Origin of the sequence: Kitasatospora sp. NPDC098663 (assembly GCF_044760075.1) — a bacterium.
Lineage (GTDB): Bacteria > Actinomycetota > Actinomycetes > Streptomycetales > Streptomycetaceae > Kitasatospora.
In genome coordinates, this window is sequence record NZ_JBIWAP010000011.1 from 99117 (window position 1) to 125607 (window position 26491).

Below are 26491 nucleotides of genomic sequence, written 5' to 3' on the forward strand. Positions count from 1 at the left end.
CCATGTGCACGACTCCCTTCACGCGGCTTACGCGAGAATCATCGGCACCCAGATGGTCTATAGATGTTCCATCTCAAGGACAACTGCCACGTCTTGGCGCTAGCGTCCAAGAAAGCCCAAACGTCTCACGGATTCCTCTTGAACACTGCGCTTCAGCAAGGTATGGCGGCGGCACGACTATCCCCCCGTCAATTGGCCACCCCAGGTCGGTGTTACACCTAAGACAGTGGAACGCTGGCTCTCTGACGCATCGCTGGTACCGCATCAGCGGAACCGCATCGATGTCTGTGTGGCTTTAGGGGTTGATGAACGAGTGATCTGGCCCAACACCGTCCGGGCGAACGTCAAGACCGGGCATGACCGGGAGGTGTTCGCCGTCTACCCGTACCGCTCGGCCTGCCCGCGGTCGGTCTGGGCGCAGTTGATCGCCGAGGCCCGGTCCGATGTCTTCTTCGCCGGCTACACCAACTACTTCGTGTGGCTGGAGCAGCCCGCCCTGTTGCAGACTCTGCGGCGCAAGGCCGGGAGCGGCTGCCGGGTCCGGTTTCTCCTCGGGGATCCGGTCTCCGACACGACGCGTCAGCGCGAGCAGATCGAGGACGTGACGCTCACGGTGTCCACCAGGATCAGGGTCACCCTGGAGAACCTGGCCAAACTCTCCGGCACCGAGGGCATCGAGGCCCGGTTCAGCGCCCCGGACGACGGCCCGAACCACGTCGGCCTCTCCGTCTTCCGCTTCGACGAGCACGCCCTCGTCACACCCCACCTCGCCCGCACCGTCGGCCACGACTCGCCACTGATGCACCTGCGGCGCAGCGGGGAGAACGGCATGTTCGACCGCTTCGCCGAACACGTCGAAGAACTCTGGTCCCGGGGCAGCAACATCCGGACCGGCGAGTTCGACGGCCGGTGACCCGTGGCCTGTGGAGGAAAAGGCTGACTGCGGCGGCCTGATCGGCCCGGGCGCCGGCGCGACCGGGATGCCCTATGTTTCACCTGCGGCGGCGAGGACCCGGCCGTCCTCCAGCCGGATCCGCGCGGCCTTCTCGATCGGCCCGGGCATCGCGTGCGCCCTCGTCAGGCCGCGGTGGGCGCGCCGGCGACGCGGCGTTCGCCGCCGTTGCGCTCGCGCCACGCCCGGTAGACGTCGATGGCCGCGTCGCTGGGCCGGTAGCGCATCGGCAGCCGGCGCTCGTCCCAGTTCTTGGCGAACTCGGTGTAGAAGGTGGCGAGTTCGAAGTACTTGCGGTCGTCGACGTAGTGCGGTTCGTAGTCGTCGCGGGTGGTGAGGAAGACGACCTCGTCGGGGCTGCAGTAGTAGAGCGAGCCCAGACACATCGGGCAGGGGTGGGCGAGGACGTAGATGGTGGTGCCGGTCAGGTGCTCGGTGCCGAGCCTCGTGCAGGCGTCGCGGATGGCGAGGATCTCGGCGTGCGCGGTGGGGTCGCCGGTCTGGGCGACCTTGTTCGCACTCTCGGCGAGGATCTCGCCGTCCTTGACGATGACGGTGGCGAACGGGCGCCCGCCTTCGGCGACGTTGCGGCGGGCGAGGTCGATGGTGTGCTGGGCGAAGTCCACGGTGGCGGTTCCTTGCTGGTCGGGGGGTGGGGCGGCGGGCCGGGGGACCTGTCGGTCGACCCCGGCCCGCCCGGGGATCAGAACGGCTTGGTGGGCAGGTACTTGCCGTCCAGGGTGATGACGGCGCGGTGGCCGCCCTCCGGGTCCTCGACGGTCTTGACGTCGAGCTTGAAGTTGATGGCGCTGATGATGCCGTCGCCGAGCTGCTCGTGGACCAGGGCCTTGAGGGTGGTGCCGTAGACCTGGAGCATCTCGTAGAAGCGGTAGATGGTCGGGTCGGTGGGGATGCCGCCGGGGATGCTGCCGCGCAGCGGGATGGTCTGGAGCAGCCGGGCCGCGTCCTCGTCCAGGCCCAGGAGCTCGGTGACGGCCTTGGCCGCGTCGGCGGGCAGGGCGTGCTGGCCGAGCAGCGCGGCGGTGACGAAGGCGACGGACAGGCCGGTCGTGTCGGCGAGCTCCTGCCAGGTGAGGTCCTTGCGGGTCTTGGCGTCGACGACCTCCAGGGCGAGCTGCTGACGGGCGGTCTGGTCGAACTGCGCGTGCACCATGGGGTGTGCCTTTCGGGGATGGGTCCGGGCGGGTGCCCGGACCTGGTCTGGGGTGGTGGGAGGCAATGGCCGGAGGGGACGGGGTGGTCAGCCCGCCAGGGCGACGAACCGTCCGCTGTCGGTGTCGAGCGTCTCGGCGGAGCCGGATCCGATGTCGTAGACCCAGCCGTGCAGGGTCACCCTGCCCTGCACCAGGGCCTTGGCCACCGACGGGTGGGTCTTCAGGTTGGCCAGCTGGGCGAGGACGTTGTCCTTCACCAGGGCGGCGACCCGCTCCGCGCCGGCCGGGTGCTCGCCCGCGTCGGTGCGGGCCTTGGCGACGTCCGCGTGGTGCAGCCAGGTGGCGACGGCGGGCAGGCCGGTGAGGTCGCCGCCGGAGGCGAGGGCGGTCATCGCGCCGCACGCGGAGTGCCCGCAGACGATCACGTCCGTGACCCCGAGTACGCCGACCGCGTACTCGATGCTCGCCGCGACACCGTCCGCGGCCCGGGTGTACGGGGGCACGAGGTTGCCGGCGGTGCGGATGACGAACAGCTCGCCCGGATCGGTCTGGGTGATCAGCTCCGGCACGACCCGGGCATCCGAGCAGCCGATGAACAGCGCGGTCGGCTGATGGGTGGTGGCGAGCTTCTTGAACAGTGCAGCCCGGGTCGGGAACACCTCCCGGCTGAACCGCTGGAAACCCTGCGCCATCTCGTTCACGAGGTCACTCCTTCTTCGACGACCGTTGGTGCCTGCCGATGACCTCAACGATGCATGACCTGGGCCTATAGCGTCCAAGACGCGGTATCCATCATTGCCATCGGTGCTGCCTATAGTTGGCTCATGGAACTGCGCCACCTCCGGTACCTGCTCGCCGTGGCCGAGCACGCCAACTTCACCCGCGCCGCCGAAGCCCTGCACGTCTCGCAGCCGACCCTCTCGCAGCAGATCAAGCAGCTGGAGAGCTCGCTGCACGTGCAGCTCCTCGACCGCTCCGGGCGCACCGTGCGCCTCACCGACGCCGGCCAGGCCTACGCCCACTACGCGCGCCGGGCCCTGCGCGACCTCGCGGCGGCCGAGCGCGCGGTGCGGGACGTCAAGGACCTCTCACGCGGCACCCTGCGCCTGGCCGTGACCCCGACCTTCACCGCCTACCTGACCGGGCCGCTCATCGGGGACTTCCACGCGCGCCACCCCGGGATCAGCCTGGACGTCCGCGAGATGGCACAGGAACGCATCGAGTCCGAGCTGGCCGCCGACCAGCTCGACCTCGGCATCGCCTTCGAGGGGGCGCGCCTGCCGGCCATCACCGCCACCACCCTGTTCACCGAGCACCTCGGCCTCGTCGTCGCCTCCGACCACCCGTACGCGGCCCACTCGGGCCCGCTCCCGGTCCGCGCCCTGGGCGACCAGCAACTCGCCCTGCTCAGCGGTGACTTCGCGACCCGGCAGCACATCGACCGGTTCCTCGCCGACCATCGGGTCCGGCCGCGGACCGCCATCGAGGCCAATTCTGTCGGCGCGCTCGTCGCGATCGTCCAACGCACCGGCCTGGCCACCGTGCTACCCGACGCCACCACCCGCGAACACCCCCATCTGCGCTCCGTCCCGGTCGACCCGCCGCTCCCCTCGCGCGCCGTCGCCCTGCTCCGCCGGGACACCGCCTACCAGAGCGCCGCCGCCCGCTCCTTCAGCGACCTCGCCCGGCACCGCGCCCACACCTTCGACCACAACCCCGACGGCCCGGCCTGAAGCGGGTCGCGCCCGTTCGCCCCGGGCGGCGCAGGTCCGGACCGGGCGGGAGCCGGCGACCCCCGCCCGGGAGAAGACCACCCCGACGACCGCGGAGTGGGAAGTCGGCCTGGCCGACTTCCCACTCCGCCCGCCCGCGCCCTGCGCACTGGCGGGCCCGGTCACGCACTCAGGACGAACCGCCCTCACCACGGATCAACCGCAGCGCAGGCCCCGCACGCCCGACCACCCGCCCGGTCCTGCGCCGCTCGGCTTCCCGCTCGGCCACCAGGTCCGCCGACACGCGGGCGCCCAACGCCCGCAGCTCGGCCTTGCGCTCCTCGTCGGCCTCCTCATCGCCCGGGTACGCTGCCACGTGCTTGACGCCGTGCTCGTCCTCCCAGGCATAGCTGCGGTAGTGCGTCGTCGCCTCGTCCTCCGCCACAGGGAACCTCCGCTCCTCGTCTTCGGGGTGACCCACCGTAGGCGACCGACCCGCACCGCAAAAGGGGCCGTGACGCCCGCACCGCACACCCCGTCACGCGGCTGACGGGCCGCTTGCCGCCCTCAGGCCTCGGGCCACGCCCCCTCACGGGCCGTCCGTCGCCGACGGCCGTTCCCCCGATCGAGGGAAGGGGCGCCCGTCCGTGCGCTCGCCCCGGGCCGAACCGGGACACTGAGGCCATGAGGATCTGGAACGGACCCGTCCTGGGCGTGGTGGCACTGGCCGCCGCCGCCATGCCGAGCCTGCTCGCCACGGTGCCGGCACGGGCACAGGCCGCCGCTCCGGCGGTGGCCGCCCACTCCGCCGAGCGCACGTCCCGGCGCGACGTCTACGTGCCGCGCATTCTCTCCCCTCGGGCGGGGGCGGTCTGGCGGGTCGGCGAGCGGGTCGAAGTCACCTGGGACGTCTCGGATCCGCCGGCGCAGATCACCAACCGCACGGGGTCCATCGCCTTGCGCGTGGGCGGCGTCACCCTCCTCGACCGGGTCCTCGCCAGTGACTTCGACATCCTGCTGGGACGGATGGAGGTGACCGTGCCGGACGTCCCCCCTGGAGACGACTACCGGGTCGTCCTGTCCGGTGATTCCGGCAACTGGTCCGAGCCCTTCACGATCACGTCGGACGGCCGGGCCGCCCCACCGCCGGGTGCGCCGGCTACTCGTCGTCGGTGAAACTGACCGAGCCGATGCCGCTCTGGGCGCTCGAACCACCCGCCCTGATGGTCCCGATCTCGTCCTGGCAGCCGGCGCCGAGGAAGACGGCCGCCTCCGCGTCGGTGTCGTTGTACAGCTCGGCGACGCGGCGGCCGAGGTCGTAGCACCGGTCGCCCTCGGGATTCTCCAGCGTGTGCTCCTGGTTGTTGCTGATGTAGGTGAACGTCCCTTCCGCGGCTTGGGCGTTGGACGGGACCGCGATGCACAGAACCACAGCGGCACCGACGGTGACCAGCGTCCTTCCGAGGCTCTTCACGGACTCGTCTCCTTTGAACGACGGGCTTCCTCAGCGCTGCCAGTGTGGCCGTTCGGACACGCGAGGACGCGGGACGTCACTCGAATGGCCCTTCGACGGCGTTTCCCCGTCCCCCGAGGAGCGGTGGTGGGCGACAGAGGGTTCGCCCCCGATCCACCCGCCGACTTCTTTGTGTCATCTGCCAGTACGGCGGCCCGGCGGGGCGGAGGAGACTTTCCGCCACGGCCGCGACCCGGCGGGCGACACACAGGAGGGCGGCACGTGGGCGTTCAGCAGTACGACGGGATCGGCGAGGCGTTCGAGGGGTTCAAGTCCCTGCCCCTGATCCGTTACGGGGAGGTGCCGAGCTTCCTGGGCCTGGTCGGGGACGTGGCCGGCAGGTCGGTCCTCGACCTGGCGTGCGGCACCGGCTTCTACAGCAGGGAGTTCAAGCGGCGCGGCGCCGCCGACGTCCTCGGCGTCGACATCTCCGTCGAGATGGTCGCCGCCGCGCGCGCGATCGAGCGGCGCGAGCCGCTGGGCGTGCGCTACGAGGTCGGCGACGTGGCCGAACTGCGCCCCCTCGACCGGAAGTTCGACATCGCGCTGGGAGTGCAGTGCCTCAACTACGCCGAGGACGTCGCGGCGATGGAGCGGATGTGCCGCAACATCCACCGGAGCCTGGTGCCGGGCGGGGAGTTCTTCGTGCTCGCCCAGAAACCCGACTACCGCTTCGACTGCCCCTCCCTGGACAGGTACGGGTTCCGCTGCGAGCCGACCGGCGAGGAGATCGAGACGGGCCCGCGGGTGCGGATCACGGCCCTCCTCGACCCGCAGCCGATCAGCATCGTGGGCGCGGCCCCGCGCCGCGAGGTCTACGAGGAGTGCCTGCGGGCGGCCGGGTTCGGCGACGCCGAGTGGGTCCCGCTGCAGGTGTCCAAAGCGGGCCTGCGCGAGTTCGGCGAGGACTTCTGGGCGGACCTCCTCGCCAGCCCGCCACTGGAACTGCTGCGCTGCCGCGCCTGACCGGCCCGCAGCCGTCTGCGCCTCAGCTCCGGTCGAAGGCCAACAGGGCCGGCCGGCCGGGCGTAGCCACCGCCCGGCCGGCCCCTCAGCGGGCCGGGCGCGGCGGGTGGGCGGGCGCCGTCCAGGACGCGTGGGCGTTGAACGTCAGGCCCGCCCGGCCCGAGGGGAGCGTGTGGTCCGGGTCGTTGCGGACGACCTCGATGCGGTGGCTCTCGACGTACAGCGCGGTGAGGTGCAGGCCCGGCGCGGGGGCGCGGACCTCCTGCCGCTCCCGGGTCATGGCGGCGACGAAACGCGTGCTGTCGTAGCCGAGTTCGCGGCTGAGGGAGGCGGCCGCCCTGGCGCCGCGGCCCTCGATCTCGACGCCCGCCTCGAACCCCGCGGACAGTCCGACGGCTTCGCGGCAGGCCTGCGACTGCGCCTCGTCCACCCCCCACGGGACGGTGGCGCCGACCGTGCCCGGGCCCGGGTCCTCCCGCAGGTCGGTGACCGCGACCCGGGTGTAGAACCGCTTGCGCCGCACCGTGTACGTCGGCGAGTTGCGCAGGATCCACTCCGTGGACGCGCCCCGGTCGAGGACGGCGGTGCACGGGAGGACCACCTCCCGGTCGACGACCGGTTCGGTCCGCTCGGGCACCTCGCCTCCGTCCGTGACGGCCGGGCCCTTCGCCGTCCCCTGCCGGACCTGCCGCATCGGCACGTCCAGCACGTGGACGTCACCGGGGTCCTCCCCCTCGTAGTCGCCGTCGAAGTAGGAGATCCAGGTCGCGATGCCGGGGGTCAGCAGGCAGCCCGTGCCGCCGGGGATCGTCTCGGGGCGGACGGTCTCGGGGATCTCCAGCCCGCCGCGCCCGCGCCAGGCGCCGACGGCCACGTAGGGGCGTCCGCCGATCTCCTCCTTCACGCAGCGCAGGTCGCCCTGGGCGACGAAGGCCGCGCCGCCGAGGTCGCGCAGGACGTCACGGGGCCCGTGGACCGTGTCCGAGGACCACAGCGCGCTCAGCGCCCGGTACCCGGGAGGGGCCACCGGCACCAGGCCGCGCAGCACCCCGTCGGAGTCGGTGACCTTGCGCCACTGCTTGGGCTCGGCCAGCGCGGCCGAGCCGCCGGTGCTCCCACGCACCCAGGTCATCGGGGCGTCGTCGGGGATGACGCTGCACAGGGCGTGGTAGCCCTCGGGCGGTCTCGTCTCGCCGGTGCTGAAGACGAAGGTGAGTTCGCCGAACTGCTGTGGTGCCGAGTAGCTCATATCCGCTCCTCCTGTCGGACGGCTCGCGACTCCCGGAACGGACGTGCCGGTCCGCGGCCGGCCCGGGCTCAGCGGCCCGCGGTCACCGGGTAGTGGTCGCTGTAGTCGGTGAAGGCCCGGCCGCCCGTCTCCCAGCTCGGCGAGGCGGTCTTCAGGACCTCGCTCGTCCAGGCGTCGCACGGCGGGGCGTGGCCCTTGCGGAGCAGGACGCGGTCCGTGTCCTCGGCGGGGTCGGCCGGGTGGCGGTGCAGGGCGGCGTCGTTGGCGATGGTGTCGAAGGAGTACTTCCAGCCCGTCCGGGGGCCCGCCTCCTGGAGGTTCCCGAAGCCCAGGACGTCGTGGAAGTCGGGCGAGTGGCGGTACCCCCGGCCCTCCAGGCCCTGCATCAGCTCCTCGGAGGGGCCGGGGTCGAAGAGTTCCTGGAAGACCAGCACGTCGTGGTCCGCGACGTACGCGGACTCGGCGATCAGCCGCGAGCGCGCCGCGTTGTCCCAGTCGCCCTCGCTCTTCTGCGTCAGCCAGGACAGGAACATCACGTTGTGCGTCAGAACCTTCAAGGCCGTCCTCTCCGAACCGGCGGGCGCGGGGCACACACACGGCGGAACCGGTCCGGGGCGCCCCGCCCCCCAAGTCAAGGGGGTCGGCCCGCGCCCGCCGGCGTCGACGCGCCGGTGCCCCGGCGGACGCCACGGGGCGCGGGGGGCATCACCGGCTCACGGCAGGACGTGAAGGGCGTACACGGATGGTGCCGCGCCGGGGCCGTGCCCACCGACGGGGCGTACGGCCGCCGTGGGGAGCCGGCCACGCCGACTCCCCACGCCGACTCCCCACGGCGCGGCTGCCGCGAGGTGCGGCCCGGGGCCTGTTACGCACCGCCGTGGCGGGGGGCGAGCACCTCGCGCAGCGGGACAGCGGCGAGCAGCGCGAGCAGGACGAGCAGGGCGCTCGCCCACAGTGGGCCCAGCGGCCCGGCGCTGGATCCCAGGGTGGTGGCGGCGACCAGCGGGCCGGTGGCGGCGCCGACGTTGAGGGCCGCGGTCGCGTACGAGCCGGCCATGGTGGGGGCGGCGGCCGCCTCGTAGAGGACCCGGGTGATCAGGGTGGCGCCCAGTGCGAACGACAGCGCGCCCTGCACGAACACCAGGGCCAGCAGCGCGGCCGGCTCCTCGGCCAGGACGGCGAGGGCGGGCCAGCCGGCGAGGAGCAGCGGGCCGCCGGCCGCGAGGAGCAGGCGGGGGCGGTGGTCGGCGAGGCGTCCGGCGGTGGTGACGCCGAGCAGGGAGCCGGCGCCGAAGAGCACCAGGGCGACGGGGATCCAGAGCCGGCCCAGTTCGGCGGTGTCGGTGACGACGGGGGCGAGGAAGGTGAAGCCGGCGAAGGTCGCGGCGTTCACCAGGGCGCCGAGCGCCATGACCAGGAGCAGACGGGGGCGGCGCAGTTGGGCGAGTTCGGTGCGCAGCGCCGGTTCGGCGGTGTCATGCGGGGCGCTGTCGTGTGGGGCGCTGTCGTGTGGGGCGCTGTCGTGTGGGGCGGGTGCGGCCGGGATGCCGCGCAGGAGGCCGGCGGCGGCGGGCAGGCAGAGGGCGGCGACGGCCCAGAAGGTGGCGCGCCAGCCGAGCAGGGTGCCGAGGGCGGCGCCTGCCGGGACGCCGACGATGGTGGCGAGCGTGGTGCCGGAGAGCAGGACGGCCAGGGCGCGGCCCTTGCGGTCGGGGGCGACCAGGGTGGCGGCGGTGGTCAGGGCGACGGCGAGGAAGCCGGCGCAGGCGAGGGCGGCGGCGACGCGGGTGGCGCACAGGAGCGGGAGGCTGGTGGTGACGGCGCCCGCGGCGTGGGCGGCGGCGAAGGCGAGGAGGAGGCCGAGGAGGCTGGTGCGGGCGGGCCAGGTGCGGGCGAGGGCGGCCATCAGTGGGGCGCCGAGGGCCATTGCGGCGGCGAAGGCGGGGCCGAGCAGGCCGGCCGCCCCGAGGCTCACGCCGAGGTCGGCGGCGAGGTCGGGCAGGAGGCCGGCGAGCATGAACTCGGAGGTGCCCATGGCGAAGACGGCCAGGGCGAGGAGGTACAGCGGGAGGGGCATCGGGCGTGTCGGGGACATCTGGGGGCTCCGGAGTGAGGAGATGCGCGGGAGGTCGGCGTCTCGTCACCGCGGTCAGCGCCCGGGGCCTGAGGGCGTGCCCGTCCGGCCGCGGGGTGCGGCGGGAGGGCGGGGTGTGTGCGGCTCGGGGGTTCAGGGGGCTGACGGCGCGTGACCGAAAGCCCCCACCCTGGATGCCTCGGGGCTCGACATGGTCTGCAGGCTACCGGAGCGGTGCCCGGTGGGGCACGCGGGTTTCGGGCGTCTCCGGAACGCGCCCGAGCCGCCCGGCGGGTGTGGCCGGGCGGCTCGGGGTGTTCGGGGGCCAGGGTTACGCGGTGGTGGTCGGGAGCTTGGCGGTCAGCGCGGTCGGGACGCTGACCACGTCGGCGAGGCTGTACTTGCCGGGGCCGAAGTCGGCTGCGGTCAGGGCCTTCTTCCCGCCGCCCGCGACCAGCCAGACGGTGGGGCTGTCGGGCGAGAGCAGCAGGGTGCCGTCGGCGGGGGCGCTCTTGGCGGCGGCCGCGCCCAGCCAGGTGCCGGGGACGCCCATGAGCGGCTGCTTGTCGTAGCCCATCGCGGTGAAGTCGGCGTAGGTCAGGGAGACCGCCAGGCCGCCGGCCATCACGTAGACGGTGGAGTCGGTGCCGGCGGCGTCGGTGAGGACCGTGCCGTTCTTCAGGGGCTTGGCGACGGCGCCCTGCAGCCAGGCCTCGGGCACGCCCATCAGGGTCTTGGTGTTGTAGCCGTCGGCGGTCCACTCGCTGCCGGAGATGTGCAGGGCGCTGCCGTTGACCATGACGTACATCGACGGGTCGGTACCGGCCTGGCCGTTGACGACGGTGCCGTTCGGGACGGTGGCCTGGGTGGCGGAGGCGAGCCAGGCGCCGGGGACGCCCATGTCGGCGCGGGTGTTGTAGCCGTCGGCGGTCCATTCGGCGCCGGAGATGGGCAGGGCGGCGCCGGAGACGACGACGTAGCGGGCGTTGCCGCCGGCCTGGTCGTGGACGACGAGGCCGGTCGGGAGGGTGTTGGTGAGCGCGTTCTGCAGCCAGGCGGTGGGGACGCCCAGGTCGGGGCGGGTGTTGTAGCCGGCCGCCGTCCAGTCCGCTCCGGAGATGGTCAGCGCCGCGCCGGCAACGACGACGTAGCGGGCGCTGCCGCCGGCCTGGTCGTGGACGACGGTGCCCTCGGGCGGGGTGGTGGGCAGGGCGTTGAAGCGGGCGTCGTCCACCAGGACGATCCTGCTCAGGTCGTAGCCGTCGGGGGCGACGTCGGAGCCGGTGACGGGCAGGCCGGCGCCGCTGATCAGGACCTTGACCGAGGCGCCGTTGGGCGACTTGACGAGCGTGCCGGTGGGCAGTGACGCCGGGTCGGGGTAGGAGGTGCCGGCCGGGTAGGGGTTGGCGTGGTCGGCGCCCAGGCCGGCCGCCGGGCCGCAGCGCGGCCAGGCCCGCTCGCCCTGCCCGGCGAGGACCTTCTCGGCGATCAGGATCTGCTGCTGCTTGGTCGCCCGGTTGGCGTAGGGGGCGTACTGGCTGCCGCCGTAGGCGAGCCAGGTGCTCTGGGAGAACTGGAGGCCGCCGTAGTAGCCGTTGTTGGTGTTGATGCTCCAGTTGCCGCCGCTCTCGCACTGGGCGACCTTGTCCCAGGTGGACACCGAGGCCGCGGAGGCCTGGCCGCCGAGGGCGAGCGGGGCGGCGAGGGCGAGCAGGGCGGTGGCGGCGGCGAGGGCCGGTGTCTTGCGGGCGGCGGCGGTCATGACGGGATTCCCCCTGGGGCGGATGCGGGTCGGCGGCTCGGACGAGCGGGCGCGGCGGGGCGCGGTGCGTGCGGGTGCGGTGCGAGCGGGGTGTGCGGGCGCGGGGCGGTGCGGGCGCGGGGCGGCCCGGCCGGCGGTGGCCGGGCCGCCCTGGCGGCGTGGGTGCGTCAGGCGACGGTGGGGAGCTTGGCGGTCAGCGCGGTCGGGACCTTCACCACGTCGGCGGCGTTGTAGGAGCCGGGCGCGGCTGCCTTCTTGCTGCCGCCGTTGACGACCTGCCAGACGGTGGGGCCGTCGGAGGACTGGAGCAGGGTGCCGTCGGCGGGGGCGCTCTTGGCGGCGGCCGACTGCTCCCAGCTGCCGGGGACGCCGCGCAGCGGCAGCTTGTCGTAGCCGTAGCCGGTGAAGTCGGCGTAGGTGAGCGGGACGGCCAGGCCGCCGGCCATCACGAAGACGGTGGAGTCGGTGCCGGCGGCGTTGGTGATCAGGGTGCCGTTGGCGAGCGGGCGGGCGACCTCGGCGGCCTCCCATTCCTCCGGGACGCCCAGGACCGGCTGGTTGGCGTAGACGGTGGTGAACTCGGCGTTGGTCATCGGCAGCGCGGAGTTGTTGACCATGACGTAGATCGACGGGTCGGTGCCGGCCTGGCCCTTGATCAGGGTGCCGTCCGGGACGGTCTTCTTGGCCGTGGTGTTGAGCCACTCGCCGGGCACGCCCATCAGGGACTGGAGGTTGTAGCCGTCGGCGGTCCACTCGGAGGCGGAGATGTGCACGGCGGCGCCGCCGACGACGACGTAGCGGCTGGGGTCGGTGCCGGACTGGTCCATCAGGACGGTGCCGTTGGGCATGGGCTTGGCGATGGCGGCCTTCAGCCAGTCGCTGGGCACGCCCATCAGGGACTGGGTGTTGTAGCCGTCGGCGGTCCACTCGGAGGCGGAGATGTGCATGGCGGTGCCGTTGACGACGACGTAGCGGCCGGCGTCGGTGCCGGACTGGTCCATCACGACGAGTCCGGTGGCCGGGCCGGTGTTGATCGCGCCCTGCAGCCAGCTGGACGGGACGCCCATGTCGGGGCGGGTATTGTAGCCGTCGGCGGTCCAGTCCGAGCCGGAGATGAACAGCGCCGCGCCGCCGACCACGACGTAGCGGGAGGAGCCGCCGCCCTGGTCGTGGACCACGGTGCCGGGCGGCGGCACGGTGGGCAGGGCGTTGAAGGCGCCGTCGTCGACCTGGACGATCTTGCTCAGGTCGTAGCCGTCGGCGGCGACGTCGGAGCCGGCGACCGGCAGGCCCGCGCCGTTGATGATGACCTTGACCGAGGGGCCGTTCGGGGACTTGACCAGGGTGCCGGAGGGCAGCGAGGACGGGGAGGTGCTGACGTCCTCGACGACGTTCTTGTAGCGCAGCGCCTTGTAGTCGCCGTTGGGGTGCGAGTCGAACTTCGCGGCGTTGATGGAGGCGCCGGTGACGTGCTTCACCGGGGTGGAGCCGAAGGAGTAGTAGGAGAAGGTGGTGTGGTTGGCGTCGTCCCACTTCTCGAAGAGCAGGACGTGGTCGTAGTAGCTGTTGAGGACGTCCCCGGGGCGCAGGTCGCTGCGCGAGATCGGGTAGGTCTCGGAGTCGGCGATGGACCGGGTGGTGGCGCTGTAGCCCAGGTGCCAGGCCATGGAGACGTAGCCGGAGCAGTCCTTGCGGTAGTAGCGGCCGCTGGAGTCGGGGAAGGTCGCGCCCTGGTTGTAGGTGAGGCCCGGGTTCTGGTTGAACCAGTACTGGGCGCGGGAGAGGATCTCCGACCGGCTGATCTGGCCGCCGACGGTGGACGAGGCGGCGGCGTGGGCCGCGGTGGTGGTGAAGGCCGTGGCGGCTATCGCGCCGGAGGCGGCGATGGAGGCGGCGAGGGTGACGCGGGCGAGCTTGGAGAGCGCGGAGGGCATGGCGACACGTCCTGACGGTGTGAAAGAGGTGGTGGCGCCGGAGCGGCAGGCGCGGGAAGTCGGGGGGCGTGGCCCGGAGGGGAGGCGGACAGCTGCCCTGCAGGAGCAGCGGTCGGGTGGCCTCGGGCGACGGCGGGGCGGGTCAGTCCCGGATGGTGTTCACGGCGGTGGCCGGCGCGGGGCGGGTCAGTCCCAGATGGTGTTGGCCGGGGTGACGGTGACCGGCGCGGGGGCGGTGACCGGCGCGGGGCTGTCCCAGATGGTGTTCGCCGTCGTGGCGGCCGGGGCGGGCGCGGGGCTGTCCCAGATGGTGTTCGCCGAGGCCTGGCCGGCGATCGGCAGGGCGGCGGCGAGGGCGAGGGCGGCGACCGCGGCGGCCTTGGCGAGCGGGGTGCGAAGCATGGGAGTGGACCTCTTTCGAGAACTGGACGAGTGGCGGTGGGTCCGGTGTCGCGTCCCGCGGTTGACGCTCGGCCGGTTTGCCTCCGGGCGGTGGGCCCTGCTGGCGAGTACTAGCTTCGTCGCAGTTCAGAGTGGGTGGAAGGGTTCTCCGGTGGACGGAAACGGCAGCGTCCGGATCCGTCCAGCCGGGCCGGATCAGTCCAGCAGGCGCTCGTAGAACGGCGTGACGAGCGGGGCGCCGACGCGGGTGAGCGTCCAGCCGCGCAGCGCGGGGACGGTCTCGACCGCGCGCCGGCAGAACGCGTCGACGACGGTCTCGGCGGCGCTCAGCCGGCCGGCGACCAGGTAGACGCCGAGGACGGCGCCGGGGCCGGCCCCCTCGTGCACGGAGACGTGTTCGATGCGCTCCTGGGGCCGCGCGCTCGCCAGCAGCACCCCGGCGGTGTCGGGTGCGAGCGCTGCTCCCGAGGCCGGGGCCGGGGCCGGGGCCTGGATCTCGGCGTGAATCAGGTACATGGAACGGACTCTGCCGAACCGTCGGCATCCCGGCATAGAGGATCAACCCGGACGGTTCCGGCGGTGTCCGGAACCGTCCAGGGGCCCTTGCTGGCCCCCTCTCGCACTCGCGTGCGATGATCGCGTACGCAGCGATTGGCGATTCAGGCCTTACACACCGGGGGGTAACGAGGCATGCTGACCGCACTCGGGCTGGATGCCGTGTCGGAGAGCGTCTACCGCAGCATGCTCGCGCATCCCGGCGACGGGGTGCGGGCGCTGGCGGAGCGGCTCGGGCGCGGCGAGGAGGATGTCCGGCGCTGCCTGGACCTGCTGAGCGAGCTGGCGCTGATCCGGCCCTCCTACGAGCGGGAGGGCGAGCTGCGTGCGGTGTCGCCGCAGGTCGGCATGGAGTTGCTGATGGCCCGCCAGCAGGCCGATCTGGCGGCGCAGCAGCTGCGGATCGAGGCGTCCCGGGCGGCGGCCGCGCAGTTGATCGCGGAGTACGCGGACCTGCGGCCGGCCGCCTCGCACGCGGGGGTGGAGCAGTTGGTGGGCCTGGACCAGATCCGGGACCGGATCGCTTCGCTGGCCCGTGGTCTGACGGCGGAGATCATGACCTTCGCGCCGGGTGGGGGGCATTCTCCGGAGAGCATCGAGGCGTCCCGGCCGCATGACCGGGATCTGCTGGGCCGGGGGGTGCGGATGCGGACGGTGTACCTGGACAGTGTGCGCAACAGCCAGCCGACGGTGGCGTACGTGGGCTGGCTGGCGGAGCTGGGCGGGGAGGTGCGGACGGTGCCGGAGCTGCCGACCCGGATGATCATCTTCGATCGGTCGACGGCGCTGATCCCGGTCAGCGGGGAGGACACCCGCGCGGGGGCGGTCGTGCTGACCGGTCACGGGACGCTGGTGGCGCTGTGCGCGCTGTTCGAGCACGTGTGGGGTCAGGCGCGGGAGCTGGGGCCGTCGGTGGTGCGGGACGAGGGCGGGCTCAGTGCGCAGGAGTCGACGGTGGTGCGGTTGCTGGCGCAGGGGCTGACGGACGAGGCGATCGCCAAGCGGTTGGGGGTGTCGTCGCGGACGGCGCGGCGGGTGGCGACGGATCTGATGGAGCGGCTGGGTGCGCGCAGTCGTTTCGAGTTCGGGATGCGGGCGGTGCAGAACGGCTGGCTGCCGCAGCAGGTGTAGGGCCGGCGTTCGCGCGGGTGGCCGTGGCGGGGGCCGGGCGGCTGGTGCGGGTGTGGGTCCGCCCGCCGCCCCCGGGTCGCGGGGGCGGCGGGCGGCGCCGGGGGTGTTGGAGCGGGGCTGCTAGAACGGCGGGAGCGTGCCGAGCTTGACGTCGCCCGTGTAGTGCTTGCCGAGCGCGTCGAAGTCGTAGTACAGGTGCACGTCGTCGCCGACCAGGTAGAACCTCTGCGTGCCGTTGACGAACGGCGACAGGCCCAGGTGGAAGGTGATGCCTTCGGTCAGGCTGCCGGAGGCGCTGCCGACCTTGACCTTGCCGAGGAACGGTACGTTCGCGTACACCACGATGGACGCGGAGCGGGCGGTCGTGTCGAGGGTGAGCGTGGTCTCCAGCGGGCCGGTGACGTAGGTCCAGGTCTGCACGTCCGTGATGGCGGGCGTGACGTTCTGGACTACTGCGACCGGGGCCGGGGCCGGGGCGGCCGCCATGGCCGCCGTGCTGCCGAAGCCGACTGTCAGGACGGCGAGGCCGGCCACCACAACACCCGCACGACGTACGAAGCGGTTCTTCATGGTTCCCTCCCAGAGGTGTGAGCTGATGGTCGGGTCCCCCGGGGTGATTCCTATCAGTCAACTCGCTTGGGGTGCCAGCGTGTTGTACATCACGACCGCGCTCCGGCGTAGAAGTGGACCCCCCCGTTCGGGTGGTTTTTCTTGACTTTGCCAGCGTCTCTGTGCAGTGATGGGCGGCCCGTGTCGCGCGGCCCGTTCCGGGTACGGAGCAGCCGCCCCCTCGTGCGGGTTCGGGGTTTTGCCGGGCGGCCGCGGCGCGGGGCCTGCGGGCGGGCCGGGGCCGGTGACGGGGCCCGGTCGGGGGCGGGAGGGCCTGCGCCCGCGGGCCAAGTGGACCGGTCGCGCGGGTGACGCTACGCGCGTCCGTTTCCGTCCACCCGGGGGGATTTGTCGGACCTTCACCGATTCCCCATCAGATGATCACTCCGCTGCCGGAATTCCGACCCCTGGCGTACGGCGCGGTCCACTCGAATTCCTTCGCACACCGCCGAGCAGCGAAAGGCCTTCACCTCATGACCCGCCCTGCCGACCGCCCCTCCCCCGACCAGCAGCTGCGCGAGGCCGCCGCGCGACTGGACCGGCGCCGCTTCCTCACCGTCACCTCGGCCGCCGCCGCGCTGGCGTTCACCGTCAACCTGCCGTCCGCGCACGCCGAGGACGCCGAGTTCGGCCCGCGCGCCATCACCGGCGACCCGTTCACCCTCGGCGTGGCCTCCGGCGACCCGCTGCCCGGGGCCGTCGTGCTGTGGACCCGCCTGGCACCGCGCCCGCTGGAGCCCGGCGCCGGGCTGCCGCCCACCGGTTCGGTGCGGGTGGGCTGGGAGCTGGCCCGCGACGAGCGGTTCCGCAAGGTGGTGCGGCGCGGCAGCGCCCGCGCGCACGCCGAGTTCAACTACGCGGTGCACGTGGACGTCGACGGCCTCGACGCGGACCGGGTGTACTGGTACCGCTTCACCGTCGGCACCTGGAGCAGCCCCGTGGGGCGCACCCGCACCGCGCCGGAGCGCGGGCGCAGGCTGGACGCCGTCCGCTTCGGGCTGGTGTCCTGCCAGGCCTACGAGGACGGGTACTTCACCGCCTACCGCCACCTGGCCGACGAGGACCTGGCGGCGGTGTTCCACGTCGGCGACTACATCTACGAGTACGGCATCGACGCGGCGGGCGGCGACCGCAAGTACACCGACCGCACCCTGCCGGCGCTGTTCGACCACGAGACGGCCACGCTGGAGGACTACCGGCTGCGCTACTCCCTCTACAAGAACGACCCCGACCTCCAGGCCGCGCACGCCGCCCACCCCTGGTACGTCACCTGGGACGACCACGAGGTGGAGAACAACTACGCGGCCGGCATCCCCGAGAAGGGCCAGGACCCGGCGCCGTTCATCGCCCGCCGCGCCGCCGCCTACCGCGCGTACTGGGAGAACATGCCGCTGCGGATGCCGCAGCCGCGCGGCACCGAGCTCACCCTCTACCGGCGCGTCCACTTCGGGCAGCTGGCGCAGTTCGACATCCTCGACACCCGCCAGTACCGCGACGACCAGGCCAACGGCGACGGCTGGCAGTACCCCACCCCGGAGTCCGAGGACCCGCGGCGCACCCTGATGGGCGCCGCCCAGGAGCGCTGGTTCGCCGAGGGCCTGCGCCGCTCCCGGGCGACCTGGAACGTCGTGCCGCAGCAGGTCGTCTTCTCCCGCCGCAAGAACACCACCGCCGAGCGCTCCAAGCTCTCCATGGACGCGTGGGACGGCTACCCGGCCGCCCGCGAGCGCTTCCTGGCCGCCGTCGACCGGGCCGGGGTGGAGAACCTGGTGCTGCTCACCGGTGACGTCCACGTCGCCTACGCCCTGGACGTCAAGCGCGACTTCGCCGACCCCAACTCCCGGACGGTGGGCGTGGAGTTCGTCGGCACCTCGATCAGCAGCGACGGCGACGGCGAGGAGCGGCCGTCCAACTGGCAGAACCTGATGTCGGCCAACCCGCACATGAAGTTCTACGACGGGCGGCGCGGCTACACCACGCTCACCCTTGACCGCCACCAGGTGCGCGCCGACTACCGGGCGATCTCCCACATCACCCGCCCCGGCGGCACCGTCACCACCGCGGCCTCCTTCGTCACCGAGGCCGGCAACCCGGGCATCCGCCCGGCCTGACCCGCCACCCTCGGGTCCCGCCGCTCACGGGGGCGGCGGGGCCCGGGGCAGCACCAGGGGGCGGTGTAGGTGCCGACGATCCCGGTGATCTCGACATCGAGGCCGGTCTCCTCCCGCGTCTCGCGAATACCGCACCCGGCGATCGACTCACCGATGTCCATCCTGCCGCCGGGCAGGGCCCACATCCCGGCGGAGGCCTTCGGTTCAGACTTCGCCGAACTCGCCGCTGCTCACAGCGGCGACGAACGACGCCCAGCCCTCGGCCGAGAAGACCAGAGCCGGGCCCTGGGGGTCCTTGGAGTCACGGACCCTGCCCGGGTGCACATCGTCCACCTCGACGCAGCCGCCCCCGCCATTGCTGTAGGTGCTCTTGCGCCACCTGGCGCCCGTTGGGTCATGCATGGTCCAGTTCCTCCCGTGTCTCCCGGATCATGGCCAAACTGTCCGGCTGGCTGTGCGCGTTGACCTGGAGTCGATCGTATCTATCGACCCATCGGGCCACCGTCTCGGCGTCTTGTTCCAGGCCTGCTGCTTCACCACCGGCAACCTCACCGCCACCCCCACCCCCGACCCCCGCCTCAAACCCGCCCGCGCCCAAGCCACGGCCCACACCACCCACCACTGACCCGCGCAGGAAGTCGACCCCACCGACTTCCTGCGCAGCACGGTCCTCCCCGGCTACGGGGCGAGCCGCAGGTGGATCGCGAGGACGCCGAGCCGTTCCATCTCCAGCGGGTAGATCTCGCGGCAGGCGGCGAGGAGTTCGGCCCGGCTCATCCCCTCGGATCCGATCGCCTCCAGGCCCTCGGCATCGAGCATCGCGTCGAAGCTCGGGTACTCCACCACCTCGGTGACCCGGGTACGGTAGCGGGCCTCCCCGGATTCGAAGACGAGCAGCTGCCCCGGATGGATCTTTCGCATGCTGGGGTAGCCGACGCGCACCTCGATGGTCTTGGTGCCGGCCGCGATCAGGTCGAGATAGGGGCGGCGGATCCGGATGACGCGTTCCTGGCCTGACACGGGGGTGGTTTTCCGCTTCTACCGAGGAAGGAAGGGACGGGGCCGCCAAGCGCTCGCGCAGTTCGCCGACGGCGGCGCGGGCGCGTACAGAGTCGACGACGCGGTCGGAATCCAGGGAAGTAGCGCCGAGCGGAGGCCTTCGGTTCAGAGTCCGCCGAACTCCCCACTGCGGACAGCAGCGACGAACGACGCCCAAGCCTCGGCCGGGAAGACGAGAGCCGGGCCGTGAGGATCCTTGGAGTCACGGACGGGCATCAATTCGAGAGAGCCGCGCGCAACCTCAAGGCAGTCGCCGCCTTGCTGGCTGTACGTCGACTTCACCCACGAAGCGGTAGTCAAGTCGAAATCAGCCATGAGAGTCCTTCCGGGCGTGGAGTATGAATTCGAGAGTCGCCGACTCGGCCAGCGCCCCTACTTGGAGGCGATCGTATCTCCTGCGCCAGTCGCGGAGCCTGTCGTCATCCCGCTCAACATGCCCTCGCCCCTCAGACTCAGAGTAGCCAAACAGAGAGCCGTCGGGGAGTGTTAGCAGCCTCATGGACAGGGCGAACGGCCTGTGCTCCCCCATGCTGAACGGCGCTACCTGAAGTACTACGCGCCCCTGCTCGTAGAGCTGTTCAAGCTGCTCAAGCTGCTCCCGCATGACCGCCGGGCCGCCGATGATCCGCCGGAGGCAGCTCTCATCCAGCACCGCGTGGATGAGCGGCGGATCACGTCGCGCCAGAGCTTCCTGTCGCGCGAGCAGAAAGGTCAGCCGCTCTTCTGCTTGCCTGGGGGTGATATCCCTTCGACGCACATCCGCCCTCGCAAGAGCCGCTGCGTAGGACTTCGTCTGAAGCAAGCCGGGGATGACGCCAAGTTCGAAGATTCGGATCTCACTGGCCCGCGTCTCATTGGCTGCGTACTCCGGGAAGCCCTCCAGCAATGCCGAGTGCTTGGCCTGGAGCCACATCAGCAGCAGGGTCCCGCCTGTCTCAAGCACCCGATCGGCATCACGCGCGAACTTCTCGCTTGGCGGGGTCCGGTCGGGCGGGGCAAGTTCAGCATAGGAGACATAGGAGGGATCAACTCCCACGAGCCTCGCCAACTGAGCTTGCGTAAGGCCAGCAGCCTTGCGCGACCTGCGAAGTTGCACTCCGAAGGGCGCCCATGGACCTGATGTTGGATCAAGTTCCTTGAGGTTCAACGATCTTCACCTACTTGCCGAATACCAACTTCAAGATTCAGATCTGGTTCCGATCGTAGGGGATAGAGCGCCACTATGGCTACACCCGGTGACTCACTGGGCGCACAGCGCAACCTTGCGGGACCCGCGCCCTCCGACGAGATGGCGCCCGGCACCTGCGGGAAGTCGCTCCGTCGACCGCTGCGCCCGTCAACCTCTCGTGCCTGGAGCAGAGTTGAGCATGACCCGCATCATGAGCAAGCCTCCCGCCCGTCGTTCGGGCCAGCAGGCCTTCGTCTTGGGCGAGGACCCCGACGGCTCGCATGACCTCTCCGCCCTCCTGGTCGACCCCGTCTACACGAGCGGCCTGACCCTTCCCGGCGGCAGCGCCGAGCAGGACGAACTGCCCCACCTCGCGGCCCGTCGGCACCTCGAAACCGAGACCGGGCTCGTGCTGCCCCTCCGCACGATCCTCACCGCCGACTACGTGCCCGCAGCCGAGTTCCCCGAGGACCTCAACCTCGTCTACGCGGGCGGGATGCTCACTCCCCGACAGGCCGACATCGTCCGCCGCCACAAGCCGCCGCAGGCCATCCGCGCCCTCCACTGGGTCCCCCGGCACAGGCTCCGCGACGTCATGGCCGACGACCAGTACCGCCGCGTCGCGGACGCCTGGGACGCCTGGGAGCACGGCGCCGGCCTGCCCCTCCTCATCCAAGGCGTCCCCGTCCCGGTCGGCTGATCACGCCCCGGCCGACAGCGACACCTCAGGGCCGGACCACCACGGGCACCGTCCGACCCTTCACTTCAACAGCCGCCGTGCACGGACCGCCCGCTTGCACGCCCGCTCCCGTTGAAGGCGCCTGCCGCCACCAAGCGCAGCCCACGGCGCACCCCCTTCGCACCCATCCTCCCCCGAGGTACTTCGCCATGCTCAAAACCCACCTTCCCCGCACGTTCGTCGCGCGCCTCGACTCCCGCACCGAATCCACGCCTCTGGCCCGGTACTTGCTGCGCGCCTACCTCTCCGGCCTGCCCTCAGGCGAGCGCTACCGCGACACCGCCGAACTGCTCCTCGGTGAGCTGTTCGCCAACGCCGTCCAGCACACCGACACCCCCGCCGACCGCCGCATCGAGATCCGCTTCGCCCTCGTCAAATCCCGCCTGCGCCTCGAAGTCCACGACGCGGGCACTGGCCACCCCTCCCTCCACGCCCCTGACTTCGACGACGAACACGGACGCGGCCTGTTCCTCGTCAACGAACTCGCCGAGAAGTGGGGCTGCTGCCCCCGCGCCGGCGGCATCGGCAAATTCGTCTGGGCCCTCATCGCCCCCGCGCCCTCCCCCGCGCCCACCACCCTCACCCTCCTCGCCGTCTGAACAGGCACCCACCATGCGACTCCCCCTCACCGCCCGGCACCTCTTCGACACCGGCTCCACCCCCGCAGACGCCTACGCCACCCTCGCCCGCCGCACCCGCCAACCCCTCCGATCCGCCCGCGCCGTCTGCATCGCCCTCGGCATCCCCGCCACCGACACCCAGCGCCGCCTCGACGACTGCTACGACGCCCTCCTCGCCAACCCCCGCCCCGGATCCGAGAACGACACCGGCGAACTCCTCGAAGCCCTCGGCGTCTTCGACATCCCCAAAACCCCCGACGACCGCGACCACGCCATCATCGACCTCTTCCTCACCGCCATCGACGCCCACGGCAGCATCCGCGCCGGCCACCAACACGGCCTCACCCGCTGGTTCACCACCGGCAACCTCACCACCGCCTACCTCTCCCTCACCGCCACCCACCCCCACCCCACCACCGGCAACCCCACCCACTACTGGACCACCCTCACCACCGCCGGCGAACTCCTCACCGCCGCCCCCACCCCCGACCCCCGCCTCAAACCCGCCCTCACCCACGCCCGCACCCAAGCCACGGCCCACACCACCCACCACTAACCCGCACCAGAAGTCGACCCCACCGACTTCCTGCGCAGCTCGATCGACCGCCAGCTACGGGGCGGGCCGCAGACGGATCGTCACCCGCGCAGCCCCCGGGTTGACCGGGAAGGCCGGGCCGTCGGAGCGGACGGCCCCCGGACACACCACCGCCCCGCCCCGCGCCGCAGCGGGGCAGGGCAGGGCAGGGCAGGGCAGGGCAGGGCAGGAAAACGAGCGAACGGGTCGGGCAGGCAGCGCAGTTGCGAGACCGAATCGCCCTAGGTGCGGCCGGCGGCGCGGGTGCGGCGGGAGAGGGAGTCCAGGACGACGGCCGCCAGCAGGACGGCGCCGGTGATCATGTACTGGATGGCCTGGGCGGCGTGGACCATGTCCAGGCCGGTGGTGATGGACTGGATCACCAGGATGCCCAGCAGCGCCGACCAGGTCTTGCCGCGGCCGCCGAAGAGACTGGTGCCGCCGATGACGGCGGCGGCGATCGCGCTCATCAGGACGTTGCCGCCGCCCAGTTGCTTGTCGGCGGAGCCCTGCTGGGAGGCGTAGAACAGCCCGCCCAGGCCGGCCAGGAACGCGGAGACCATGAAGACGGAGATCCGCACCCGGGCCACGTTGACGCCGGCGCGCCGGGCGGCCTCCACACCGCCGCCGACCGCGAAGATCTGGCGCCCGTAGGAGGTGCGGCGCAGCACGAAGTCGGTGAGGACGACGACGCCCACCAGCACGACCAGGGGCAGCGGCAGGCCGCGGTCCTGGTTGAGGGCATAGGCGGTGGCGAGGGTGAGCACGGCCAGGGCGCCGGTGCGGACGGCGGTGTCGGCGGTGGGGCGGGCGGTGAGGCCGGCGGCGGTGCGCCGGCGGGCGGTGCGCAGGTGGGCGAGGAGGTAGAGGGCGGGGGCGAGGACCGCCAGGGCCCAGGCGTAGGCGATGTCGCCGTCGCCGAGGAAGGTGGTGTCGAGGGTGGCGATGAGGCCGCCGTGGCGGTTGTTGACGGTGCCGAGGTCGCCCAGGACGTACTCCTGCAGGCCGCTCCAGGTGAGCATGCCGGCGAGGGTGACGACGAAGGCGGGGACGCCGACGCGGGCGAAGAAGAGGCCGTGCAGCAGGCCCATGGCGGTGGCCGCGGCGAGGGCGGCGAGCACGGCGAGCCATTCGGCGACGCCCTGGCGTACGGCGAGGACGGCGGCGAGGGCGGCGCTGGCGCCGGCGACGGAGCCCAGGGAGAGGTCGATCTCGCCGAGGATGAGGACGAAGACGACGCCGACGGCGATGAGGCCGGGGCCGGCGATGAAGCGGGTGATGTTGGTGAGGTTGTCGGCCTGGAGGAAGTGGCCGGTGACGGACTGGAAGATGACGGCGATCAGGATGAGGCCGACGACGACGGGCAGGGAGCCGAGTTCGCCGGCGGCCAGGCGGCGGCGGGCGGCGTCCAGGTAGCCGGCGGGGCCGGCGGCCCGGGTGTGCAGGCGGGGGTCGGCGCCCGGGGCCGCGGGGTCGGGGCCGGGGGCCGCGGGGTCGGCGCCGGGGGCCGCGGGGTCGGCGCCGGGGGCCGCGGGGGTGTCGGCGGGGGTGCTGGGCGTGGTCATGCGGCGTCCTCCTCCTCGGTGTGGCGGGCCTGGCGCCGGGCGTGGGCGTTGTCGGTGGCTCCGGTGATGGCGGAGACGATCTGCTCCTGGGTGGTGCCGGCGACGGGGAAGACGCCGTTGTTGCGGCCCAGTCGCAGGACGGCGACGGTGTCGGCGACGGCCCGCACGTCGGCCATGTTGTGGCTGACGAGGACGACGGCCAGGCCGCGTTCGCGCAGCCGCTCGACGAGGTCGAGGACCTGGGCGGTCTGTTCGACGCCGAGGGCGGCGGTGGGCTCGTCCAGGATGACGAGGGCGGGCTCGCCGACCAGGGCGCGGGCGATGGCGACGACCTGGCGCTGGCCGCCGGAGAGCGCGGCGACGGGGGTGCGCACGTCGGGGATGCGGATGGCGAGGGTGTCGAGGAGTTCGCGGGCGTGCTGTTCCATGGCGACCTCGTCCAGGAGCCCGTGGCGGCGTTTCTCGCGGCCGAGGAACAGGTTCGCGATGACGTCGAGGTTGTCGCACAGGGCGAGGTCCTGGTAGACGGTGGCGATGCCGAGGGTCTGGGCGTCCTGGGGGCGGGCCAGTCGCACGGGCTCGCCGTGCCAGGTGATGGTGCCCTCGTCGACGGGGTGGACTCCGGCGATGGTCTTGACGAGGGTGGACTTTCCGGCGCCGTTGTCTCCGACGAGGGCGAGGACTTCGCCGGTGTGCACGTCGAGGCCGACATCGGTGAGGGCCTGGACGGCACCGAAGCGCTTGGAGACCGAGCGCAGCTGGAGGACGGGTGCGCCTGTCACATGAACCTTCTTCTGCGGTGGTGGACTTGGACCCGGGTCGAGCTGGGCGGCTGGGCGGGCCGGGCTACTTGAGGCCGGCGGCGGCGCAGGCGGCGGCGTAGTCGGCGGTGCAGATGTCGGAGACCTTGTAGAGGCCGTCGGCGACGACGGTGGTGGCGATGTTGGCCTTGGTGACGACCTTGGCGTCCAGGAACTTGGCGGGGATGGCCTTGTCGGTGGCGCTGTCGATGGTGGCGGTGGCGACGGCCTTGACGTCCTTGCCCTTGAGGAGGGCGACGGCCAGTTCGGCGGCGGAGTCGGCGAGCGGGCGGTAGGCCTTGTAGATGGTGAAGGCCTGGTCGCCGTTGACGATGCGCTGGATCGCGTCGAGGCCGGCGTCCTGGCCGCCGACGGGGACCTTGATGCCGGCGCCCTGGAGCTGGGTGATGATGGCGCCGGCCATGCCGTCGTTGGCGGAGTAGACGGCCTGGAAGCCGTTCTTGCCGAGCTGGGTGACGGCGGCGCCGATCTTCTGGCCGGCGACGGTGGGATCCCACTGGCCGGACTGCTCGTAGACGATCTTCTTGACCTTGGCGTCGAGGATCTTGTGGGCGCCGGTCTTGAAGTCGGCGGCGTTGGGGTCGGCCTCGTCGCCGTTGATCATGACGACGTTGGCGTCGGCGGCCTGCGCGCCGAGGGCGTCGACGAGGGCCTGGCCCTGGAGTTCGCCGACCTTCTCGTTGTCGAAGGAGGCGTAGGCGGCGACCGGTCCGGTGGCCAGGCGGTCGTAGGCGACGACCTTGACGCCCTTGGCGGCGGCCTCCTGGACCCAGCCCTGGGTGGACTTGGCGTTGTAGGGGTCCAGGATGATCACCTTCACGCCCTGGGCGAGGAGGGTGTCGAACTGCTGCTTCTGCTTGGCGGCGCTGCCCTCGGCGTTGTTGTACAGGACCTTGCAGTCCGCGCACAGGGCGGCGACCTTGGCCTCGACGAAGGGGCGGTCGAAGGATTCGTAGCGGGTGGAGGAGGCGTTCTCGGGTAGGAGCAGCCCGATGGACTTGCCGTCTCCGGAGGCGGCCGCGTCCTTCTTGTCGCCGCCCGCCTTGCCGCAGGCGGCCATGGACAGGGCCAGTGAGATGCCGGTGGTGGCGATGAGGACGCGACGCAGTGCTGCGTTCATGGGGGTGCCTCTCCCTGACGTCGCCGCGGCTCTGCGGCGGGGTGGGGGGAGTTAAACCTGAACGCGTACATGACGTCAATAAGTAAATTCAGACTGCGGGCGATGCGCCTCTACTCGTTATCTTCATGAACACTGGCGGGGAGTTGAAACCTGGAGGAAGCTCCAAATGGCGGAACGGCGGCGCCCGTTGCGGGGCCCGCCGTTCAAGAGTCGATCAGCCTGTCGGAGTGTCAGGAAGGCGGGGCGCCCGCCGTCCCCGCGTGCGGCGGGCGCCCCTGTGCGGAGGTGGTACCGGTGGGTCGGGAACGACGCGTCAGGGGCGGTCGAGGGTGATCGAGTTGATCGGGCCCAGGTCGTACCAGACGCCGTTCTGCGCCGGGATGTCGTAGACGCAGTTGCCGCCGCCCGAGCCCTTGCACAGGTGGGCGTGGGCGCCGCCGGACTGGTTGTTGAGGACCCAGTGGTCGCCGTACTGGTTGCTCAGGTTGTGCGCGCCGTAGCTCCAGTACACCTCGCTCGGGGCCGAGGCCGGGTTCTGGTTCTGCGGGTAGACGCAGACCGCCCCGTACGGGCAGCCCGCCCAGGAGCCGTCGGCGGCGCCGGCGCCGCCGGTGCCCAGGGTGGTCAGGGCCGCGGTCGCGAGGGCGAGGGCGGCGAGGGCGTGGGTGATCCTGCGCATG

General features: G+C 72.1%; 30 protein-coding genes and 1 pseudogene. 9 read left to right on the forward strand and 22 right to left on the reverse strand.

Going from position 1 to position 26491, the window contains the following annotated elements:
• Positions 1 to 313 precede the first annotated feature (313 nt).
• Positions 314 to 913, forward strand: a complete 600-nt coding sequence (locus tag ACIQVZ_RS14560; RefSeq protein ID WP_402450040.1) for a DUF5919 domain-containing protein — start codon at positions 314 to 316, stop codon at positions 911 to 913.
• Positions 914 to 1077: 164 nt separating this feature from the next.
• On the opposite strand, the gene ACIQVZ_RS14565 is transcribed toward ACIQVZ_RS14560, so the two are convergent.
• From ACIQVZ_RS14565 to ACIQVZ_RS14575, 3 genes are all read right to left on the reverse strand, one after another.
• Positions 1078 to 1578 (reverse strand): nucleoside deaminase, encoded by a 501-nt coding sequence (locus tag ACIQVZ_RS14565; RefSeq protein WP_350881328.1) that lies wholly within the window; start codon positions 1576 to 1578, stop codon positions 1078 to 1080.
• Positions 1579 to 1655: 77 nt separating this feature from the next.
• Positions 1656 to 2126 carry a cyanase gene (gene cynS, locus ACIQVZ_RS14570; RefSeq protein ID WP_350881326.1) on the reverse strand — a complete coding sequence of 157 codons (471 nt, stop codon included), beginning with the start codon at positions 2124 to 2126 and terminating at the stop codon, positions 1656 to 1658.
• Between the two features lie 87 nt (positions 2127 to 2213).
• Complete coding sequence (locus tag ACIQVZ_RS14575) at positions 2214 to 2828, reverse strand: carbonic anhydrase (protein WP_402450043.1); 615 nt, start codon at positions 2826 to 2828, stop codon at positions 2214 to 2216.
• A 123-nt stretch (positions 2829 to 2951) separates the two neighbouring features.
• Here ACIQVZ_RS14575 and cynR point away from each other — a divergent pair, with 123 nt between their 5' ends.
• Positions 2952 to 3860 (forward strand): transcriptional regulator CynR, encoded by a 909-nt coding sequence (cynR, locus tag ACIQVZ_RS14580; protein ID WP_402450046.1) that lies wholly within the window; start codon positions 2952 to 2954, stop codon positions 3858 to 3860.
• A gap of 169 nt (positions 3861 to 4029) precedes the next feature.
• Here cynR and ACIQVZ_RS14585 read toward each other — a convergent pair whose 3' ends face one another.
• Complete coding sequence (locus ACIQVZ_RS14585) at positions 4030 to 4284, reverse strand: hypothetical protein (protein WP_402450048.1); 255 nt, start codon at positions 4282 to 4284, stop codon at positions 4030 to 4032.
• 239 nt (positions 4285 to 4523) lie between these two features.
• Here ACIQVZ_RS14585 and ACIQVZ_RS14590 point away from each other — a divergent pair, with 239 nt between their 5' ends.
• Positions 4524 to 5015: a Ser-Thr-rich GPI-anchored membrane family protein gene (locus ACIQVZ_RS14590; protein ID WP_402450049.1), complete on the forward strand. Its 492-nt coding sequence runs from the start codon at positions 4524 to 4526 to the stop codon at positions 5013 to 5015.
• On the opposite strand, the gene ACIQVZ_RS14595 is transcribed toward ACIQVZ_RS14590, so the two are convergent.
• Positions 4999 to 5313 carry a hypothetical protein gene (locus tag ACIQVZ_RS14595; RefSeq protein ID WP_402450051.1) on the reverse strand — a complete coding sequence of 105 codons (315 nt, stop codon included), beginning with the start codon at positions 5311 to 5313 and terminating at the stop codon, positions 4999 to 5001. The genes ACIQVZ_RS14590 and ACIQVZ_RS14595 overlap by 17 nt on opposite strands.
• Before the next feature lie 261 nt (positions 5314 to 5574).
• On the opposite strand from ACIQVZ_RS14595, the gene ACIQVZ_RS14600 reads away from it, so the two are divergent.
• Positions 5575 to 6318: a class I SAM-dependent methyltransferase gene (locus ACIQVZ_RS14600; protein ID WP_402450054.1), complete on the forward strand. Its 744-nt coding sequence runs from the start codon at positions 5575 to 5577 to the stop codon at positions 6316 to 6318.
• A gap of 85 nt (positions 6319 to 6403) precedes the next feature.
• Here the strand turns inward: ACIQVZ_RS14600 and ACIQVZ_RS14605 are convergent, their stop codons facing one another.
• The 7 genes from ACIQVZ_RS14605 to ACIQVZ_RS14635 form a co-directional block, all read right to left on the reverse strand.
• On the reverse strand, positions 6404 to 7567 hold the full coding sequence (locus ACIQVZ_RS14605; protein WP_402450057.1) for a hypothetical protein: 1164 nt from the start codon (positions 7565 to 7567) through the stop codon (positions 6404 to 6406).
• A 68-nt stretch (positions 7568 to 7635) separates the two neighbouring features.
• Positions 7636 to 8124 carry a hypothetical protein gene (locus ACIQVZ_RS14610; RefSeq protein ID WP_402450060.1) on the reverse strand — a complete coding sequence of 163 codons (489 nt, stop codon included), beginning with the start codon at positions 8122 to 8124 and terminating at the stop codon, positions 7636 to 7638.
• Positions 8125 to 8432: 308 nt separating this feature from the next.
• Positions 8433 to 9644: a Cmx/CmrA family chloramphenicol efflux MFS transporter gene (locus tag ACIQVZ_RS14615; protein ID WP_402450286.1), complete on the reverse strand. Its 1212-nt coding sequence runs from the start codon at positions 9642 to 9644 to the stop codon at positions 8433 to 8435.
• Between the two features lie 328 nt (positions 9645 to 9972).
• Positions 9973 to 11403 (reverse strand): transglycosylase family protein, encoded by a 1431-nt coding sequence (locus tag ACIQVZ_RS14620; RefSeq protein WP_402450063.1) that lies wholly within the window; start codon positions 11401 to 11403, stop codon positions 9973 to 9975.
• A gap of 167 nt (positions 11404 to 11570) precedes the next feature.
• Complete coding sequence (locus ACIQVZ_RS14625) at positions 11571 to 13337, reverse strand: hypothetical protein (protein ID WP_402450066.1); 1767 nt, start codon at positions 13335 to 13337, stop codon at positions 11571 to 11573.
• 186 nt (positions 13338 to 13523) lie between these two features.
• A complete protein-coding gene (locus tag ACIQVZ_RS14630) occupies positions 13524 to 13739 on the reverse strand; it encodes a hypothetical protein (protein WP_350881304.1) in 216 nt (71 codons plus the stop codon).
• A gap of 195 nt (positions 13740 to 13934) precedes the next feature.
• Positions 13935 to 14255, reverse strand: coding sequence for a hypothetical protein (locus ACIQVZ_RS14635; protein WP_402450068.1), 321 nt, complete (start codon positions 14253 to 14255; stop codon positions 13935 to 13937).
• Positions 14256 to 14429: 174 nt separating this feature from the next.
• Here ACIQVZ_RS14635 and ACIQVZ_RS14640 point away from each other — a divergent pair, with 174 nt between their 5' ends.
• Positions 14430 to 15425 (forward strand): LuxR C-terminal-related transcriptional regulator, encoded by a 996-nt coding sequence (locus ACIQVZ_RS14640; protein ID WP_402450070.1) that lies wholly within the window; start codon positions 14430 to 14432, stop codon positions 15423 to 15425.
• A 120-nt stretch (positions 15426 to 15545) separates the two neighbouring features.
• Here the strand turns inward: ACIQVZ_RS14640 and ACIQVZ_RS14645 are convergent, their stop codons facing one another.
• On the reverse strand, positions 15546 to 15995 hold the full coding sequence (locus tag ACIQVZ_RS14645; protein ID WP_159398753.1) for a hypothetical protein: 450 nt from the start codon (positions 15993 to 15995) through the stop codon (positions 15546 to 15548).
• Positions 15996 to 16507: 512 nt separating this feature from the next.
• On the opposite strand from ACIQVZ_RS14645, the gene ACIQVZ_RS14650 reads away from it, so the two are divergent.
• Positions 16508 to 18145 (forward strand): alkaline phosphatase D family protein, encoded by a 1638-nt coding sequence (locus ACIQVZ_RS14650; protein WP_402450072.1) that lies wholly within the window; start codon positions 16508 to 16510, stop codon positions 18143 to 18145.
• A gap of 56 nt (positions 18146 to 18201) precedes the next feature.
• Here ACIQVZ_RS14650 and ACIQVZ_RS14655 read toward each other — a convergent pair.
• From ACIQVZ_RS14655 to ACIQVZ_RS14675, 5 genes and pseudogenes are all read right to left on the reverse strand, one after another.
• Positions 18202 to 18333: pseudogene (locus ACIQVZ_RS14655) on the reverse strand (NUDIX hydrolase); the annotation flags it as partial.
• A 16-nt stretch (positions 18334 to 18349) separates the two neighbouring features.
• Entirely contained in the window at positions 18350 to 18547 is a 198-nt protein-coding gene (locus ACIQVZ_RS14660; protein ID WP_402450074.1) for a DUF397 domain-containing protein, read from the reverse strand.
• Between the two features lie 276 nt (positions 18548 to 18823).
• A complete protein-coding gene (locus ACIQVZ_RS14665; RefSeq protein WP_402450076.1) occupies positions 18824 to 19165 on the reverse strand; it encodes an ASCH domain-containing protein in 342 nt (113 codons plus the stop codon).
• A gap of 144 nt (positions 19166 to 19309) precedes the next feature.
• Positions 19310 to 19519 carry a DUF397 domain-containing protein gene (locus ACIQVZ_RS14670; protein ID WP_402450078.1) on the reverse strand — a complete coding sequence of 70 codons (210 nt, stop codon included), beginning with the start codon at positions 19517 to 19519 and terminating at the stop codon, positions 19310 to 19312.
• On the reverse strand, positions 19512 to 20300 hold the full coding sequence (locus ACIQVZ_RS14675; protein WP_350881531.1) for a helix-turn-helix transcriptional regulator: 789 nt from the start codon (positions 20298 to 20300) through the stop codon (positions 19512 to 19514). The genes ACIQVZ_RS14670 and ACIQVZ_RS14675 overlap by 8 nt, the downstream gene beginning before the upstream one ends.
• A 283-nt stretch (positions 20301 to 20583) precedes the next feature.
• On the opposite strand from ACIQVZ_RS14675, the gene ACIQVZ_RS14680 reads away from it, so the two are divergent.
• The 3 genes from ACIQVZ_RS14680 (at position 20584) to ACIQVZ_RS14690 (ending at position 22287) form a co-directional block, all read left to right on the forward strand.
• Positions 20584 to 21072: an NUDIX domain-containing protein gene (locus ACIQVZ_RS14680; protein WP_402450079.1), complete on the forward strand. Its 489-nt coding sequence runs from the start codon at positions 20584 to 20586 to the stop codon at positions 21070 to 21072.
• A gap of 188 nt (positions 21073 to 21260) precedes the next feature.
• A complete protein-coding gene (locus ACIQVZ_RS14685; RefSeq protein ID WP_402450082.1) occupies positions 21261 to 21710 on the forward strand; it encodes an ATP-binding protein in 450 nt (149 codons plus the stop codon).
• 13 nt (positions 21711 to 21723) lie between these two features.
• Positions 21724 to 22287 carry a hypothetical protein gene (locus ACIQVZ_RS14690; protein WP_402450084.1) on the forward strand — a complete coding sequence of 188 codons (564 nt, stop codon included), beginning with the start codon at positions 21724 to 21726 and terminating at the stop codon, positions 22285 to 22287.
• A 260-nt stretch (positions 22288 to 22547) separates the two neighbouring features.
• Here ACIQVZ_RS14690 and ACIQVZ_RS14695 read toward each other — a convergent pair whose 3' ends face one another.
• The 4 genes from ACIQVZ_RS14695 to ACIQVZ_RS14710 form a co-directional block, all read right to left on the reverse strand.
• A complete protein-coding gene (locus ACIQVZ_RS14695) occupies positions 22548 to 23870 on the reverse strand; it encodes a sugar ABC transporter permease (RefSeq protein ID WP_402450086.1) in 1323 nt (440 codons plus the stop codon).
• Positions 23867 to 24652 (reverse strand): ATP-binding cassette domain-containing protein, encoded by a 786-nt coding sequence (locus ACIQVZ_RS14700; protein WP_350881279.1) that lies wholly within the window; start codon positions 24650 to 24652, stop codon positions 23867 to 23869. Before ACIQVZ_RS14700 ends, ACIQVZ_RS14695 begins: the two co-directional genes overlap by 4 nt.
• Before the next feature lie 64 nt (positions 24653 to 24716).
• Entirely contained in the window at positions 24717 to 25811 is a 1095-nt protein-coding gene (locus ACIQVZ_RS14705) for a substrate-binding domain-containing protein (RefSeq protein WP_350881277.1), read from the reverse strand.
• A gap of 313 nt (positions 25812 to 26124) precedes the next feature.
• Positions 26125 to 26490: a hypothetical protein gene (locus ACIQVZ_RS14710; RefSeq protein ID WP_402450090.1), complete on the reverse strand. Its 366-nt coding sequence runs from the start codon at positions 26488 to 26490 to the stop codon at positions 26125 to 26127.
• Position 26491: the final 1 nt, after the last annotated feature.

Coding starts and splice junctions, on each gene's coding strand:
- ACIQVZ_RS14630 (WP_350881304.1), bottom strand. CDS start 13,739: ATGCTTCGCACCCCGCTCGCCAAGGCCGCCGCGGTCGCCGCCCTCGCC.
- ACIQVZ_RS14680 (WP_402450079.1), top strand. CDS start 20,584: ATGAGCAAGCCTCCCGCCCGTCGTTCGGGCCAGCAGGCCTTCGTCTTG.
- ACIQVZ_RS14685 (WP_402450082.1), top strand. CDS start 21,261: ATGCTCAAAACCCACCTTCCCCGCACGTTCGTCGCGCGCCTCGACTCC.
- cynR (WP_402450046.1), top strand. CDS start 2,952: ATGGAACTGCGCCACCTCCGGTACCTGCTCGCCGTGGCCGAGCACGCC.
- ACIQVZ_RS14625 (WP_402450066.1), bottom strand. CDS start 13,337: ATGCCCTCCGCGCTCTCCAAGCTCGCCCGCGTCACCCTCGCCGCCTCC.
- ACIQVZ_RS14615 (WP_402450286.1), bottom strand. CDS start 9,644: ATGCCCCTCCCGCTGTACCTCCTCGCCCTGGCCGTCTTCGCCATGGGC.
- ACIQVZ_RS14670 (WP_402450078.1), bottom strand. CDS start 19,519: ATGGCTGATTTCGACTTGACTACCGCTTCGTGGGTGAAGTCGACGTAC.
- ACIQVZ_RS14690 (WP_402450084.1), top strand. CDS start 21,724: ATGCGACTCCCCCTCACCGCCCGGCACCTCTTCGACACCGGCTCCACC.
- ACIQVZ_RS14710 (WP_402450090.1), bottom strand. CDS start 26,490: ATGCGCAGGATCACCCACGCCCTCGCCGCCCTCGCCCTCGCGACCGCG.
- ACIQVZ_RS14590 (WP_402450049.1), top strand. CDS start 4,524: ATGAGGATCTGGAACGGACCCGTCCTGGGCGTGGTGGCACTGGCCGCC.
- ACIQVZ_RS14635 (WP_402450068.1), bottom strand. CDS start 14,255: ATGTACCTGATTCACGCCGAGATCCAGGCCCCGGCCCCGGCCCCGGCC.
- ACIQVZ_RS14650 (WP_402450072.1), top strand. CDS start 16,508: ATGACCCGCCCTGCCGACCGCCCCTCCCCCGACCAGCAGCTGCGCGAG.
- ACIQVZ_RS14620 (WP_402450063.1), bottom strand. CDS start 11,403: ATGACCGCCGCCGCCCGCAAGACACCGGCCCTCGCCGCCGCCACCGCC.
- cynS (WP_350881326.1), bottom strand. CDS start 2,126: ATGGTGCACGCGCAGTTCGACCAGACCGCCCGTCAGCAGCTCGCCCTG.
- ACIQVZ_RS14640 (WP_402450070.1), top strand. CDS start 14,430: ATGCTGACCGCACTCGGGCTGGATGCCGTGTCGGAGAGCGTCTACCGC.
- ACIQVZ_RS14705 (WP_350881277.1), bottom strand. CDS start 25,811: ATGAACGCAGCACTGCGTCGCGTCCTCATCGCCACCACCGGCATCTCA.
- ACIQVZ_RS14605 (WP_402450057.1), bottom strand. CDS start 7,567: ATGAGCTACTCGGCACCACAGCAGTTCGGCGAACTCACCTTCGTCTTC.
- ACIQVZ_RS14645 (WP_159398753.1), bottom strand. CDS start 15,995: ATGAAGAACCGCTTCGTACGTCGTGCGGGTGTTGTGGTGGCCGGCCTC.
- ACIQVZ_RS14695 (WP_402450086.1), bottom strand. CDS start 23,870: ATGACCACGCCCAGCACCCCCGCCGACACCCCCGCGGCCCCCGGCGCC.
- ACIQVZ_RS14660 (WP_402450074.1), bottom strand. CDS start 18,547: ATGCATGACCCAACGGGCGCCAGGTGGCGCAAGAGCACCTACAGCAAT.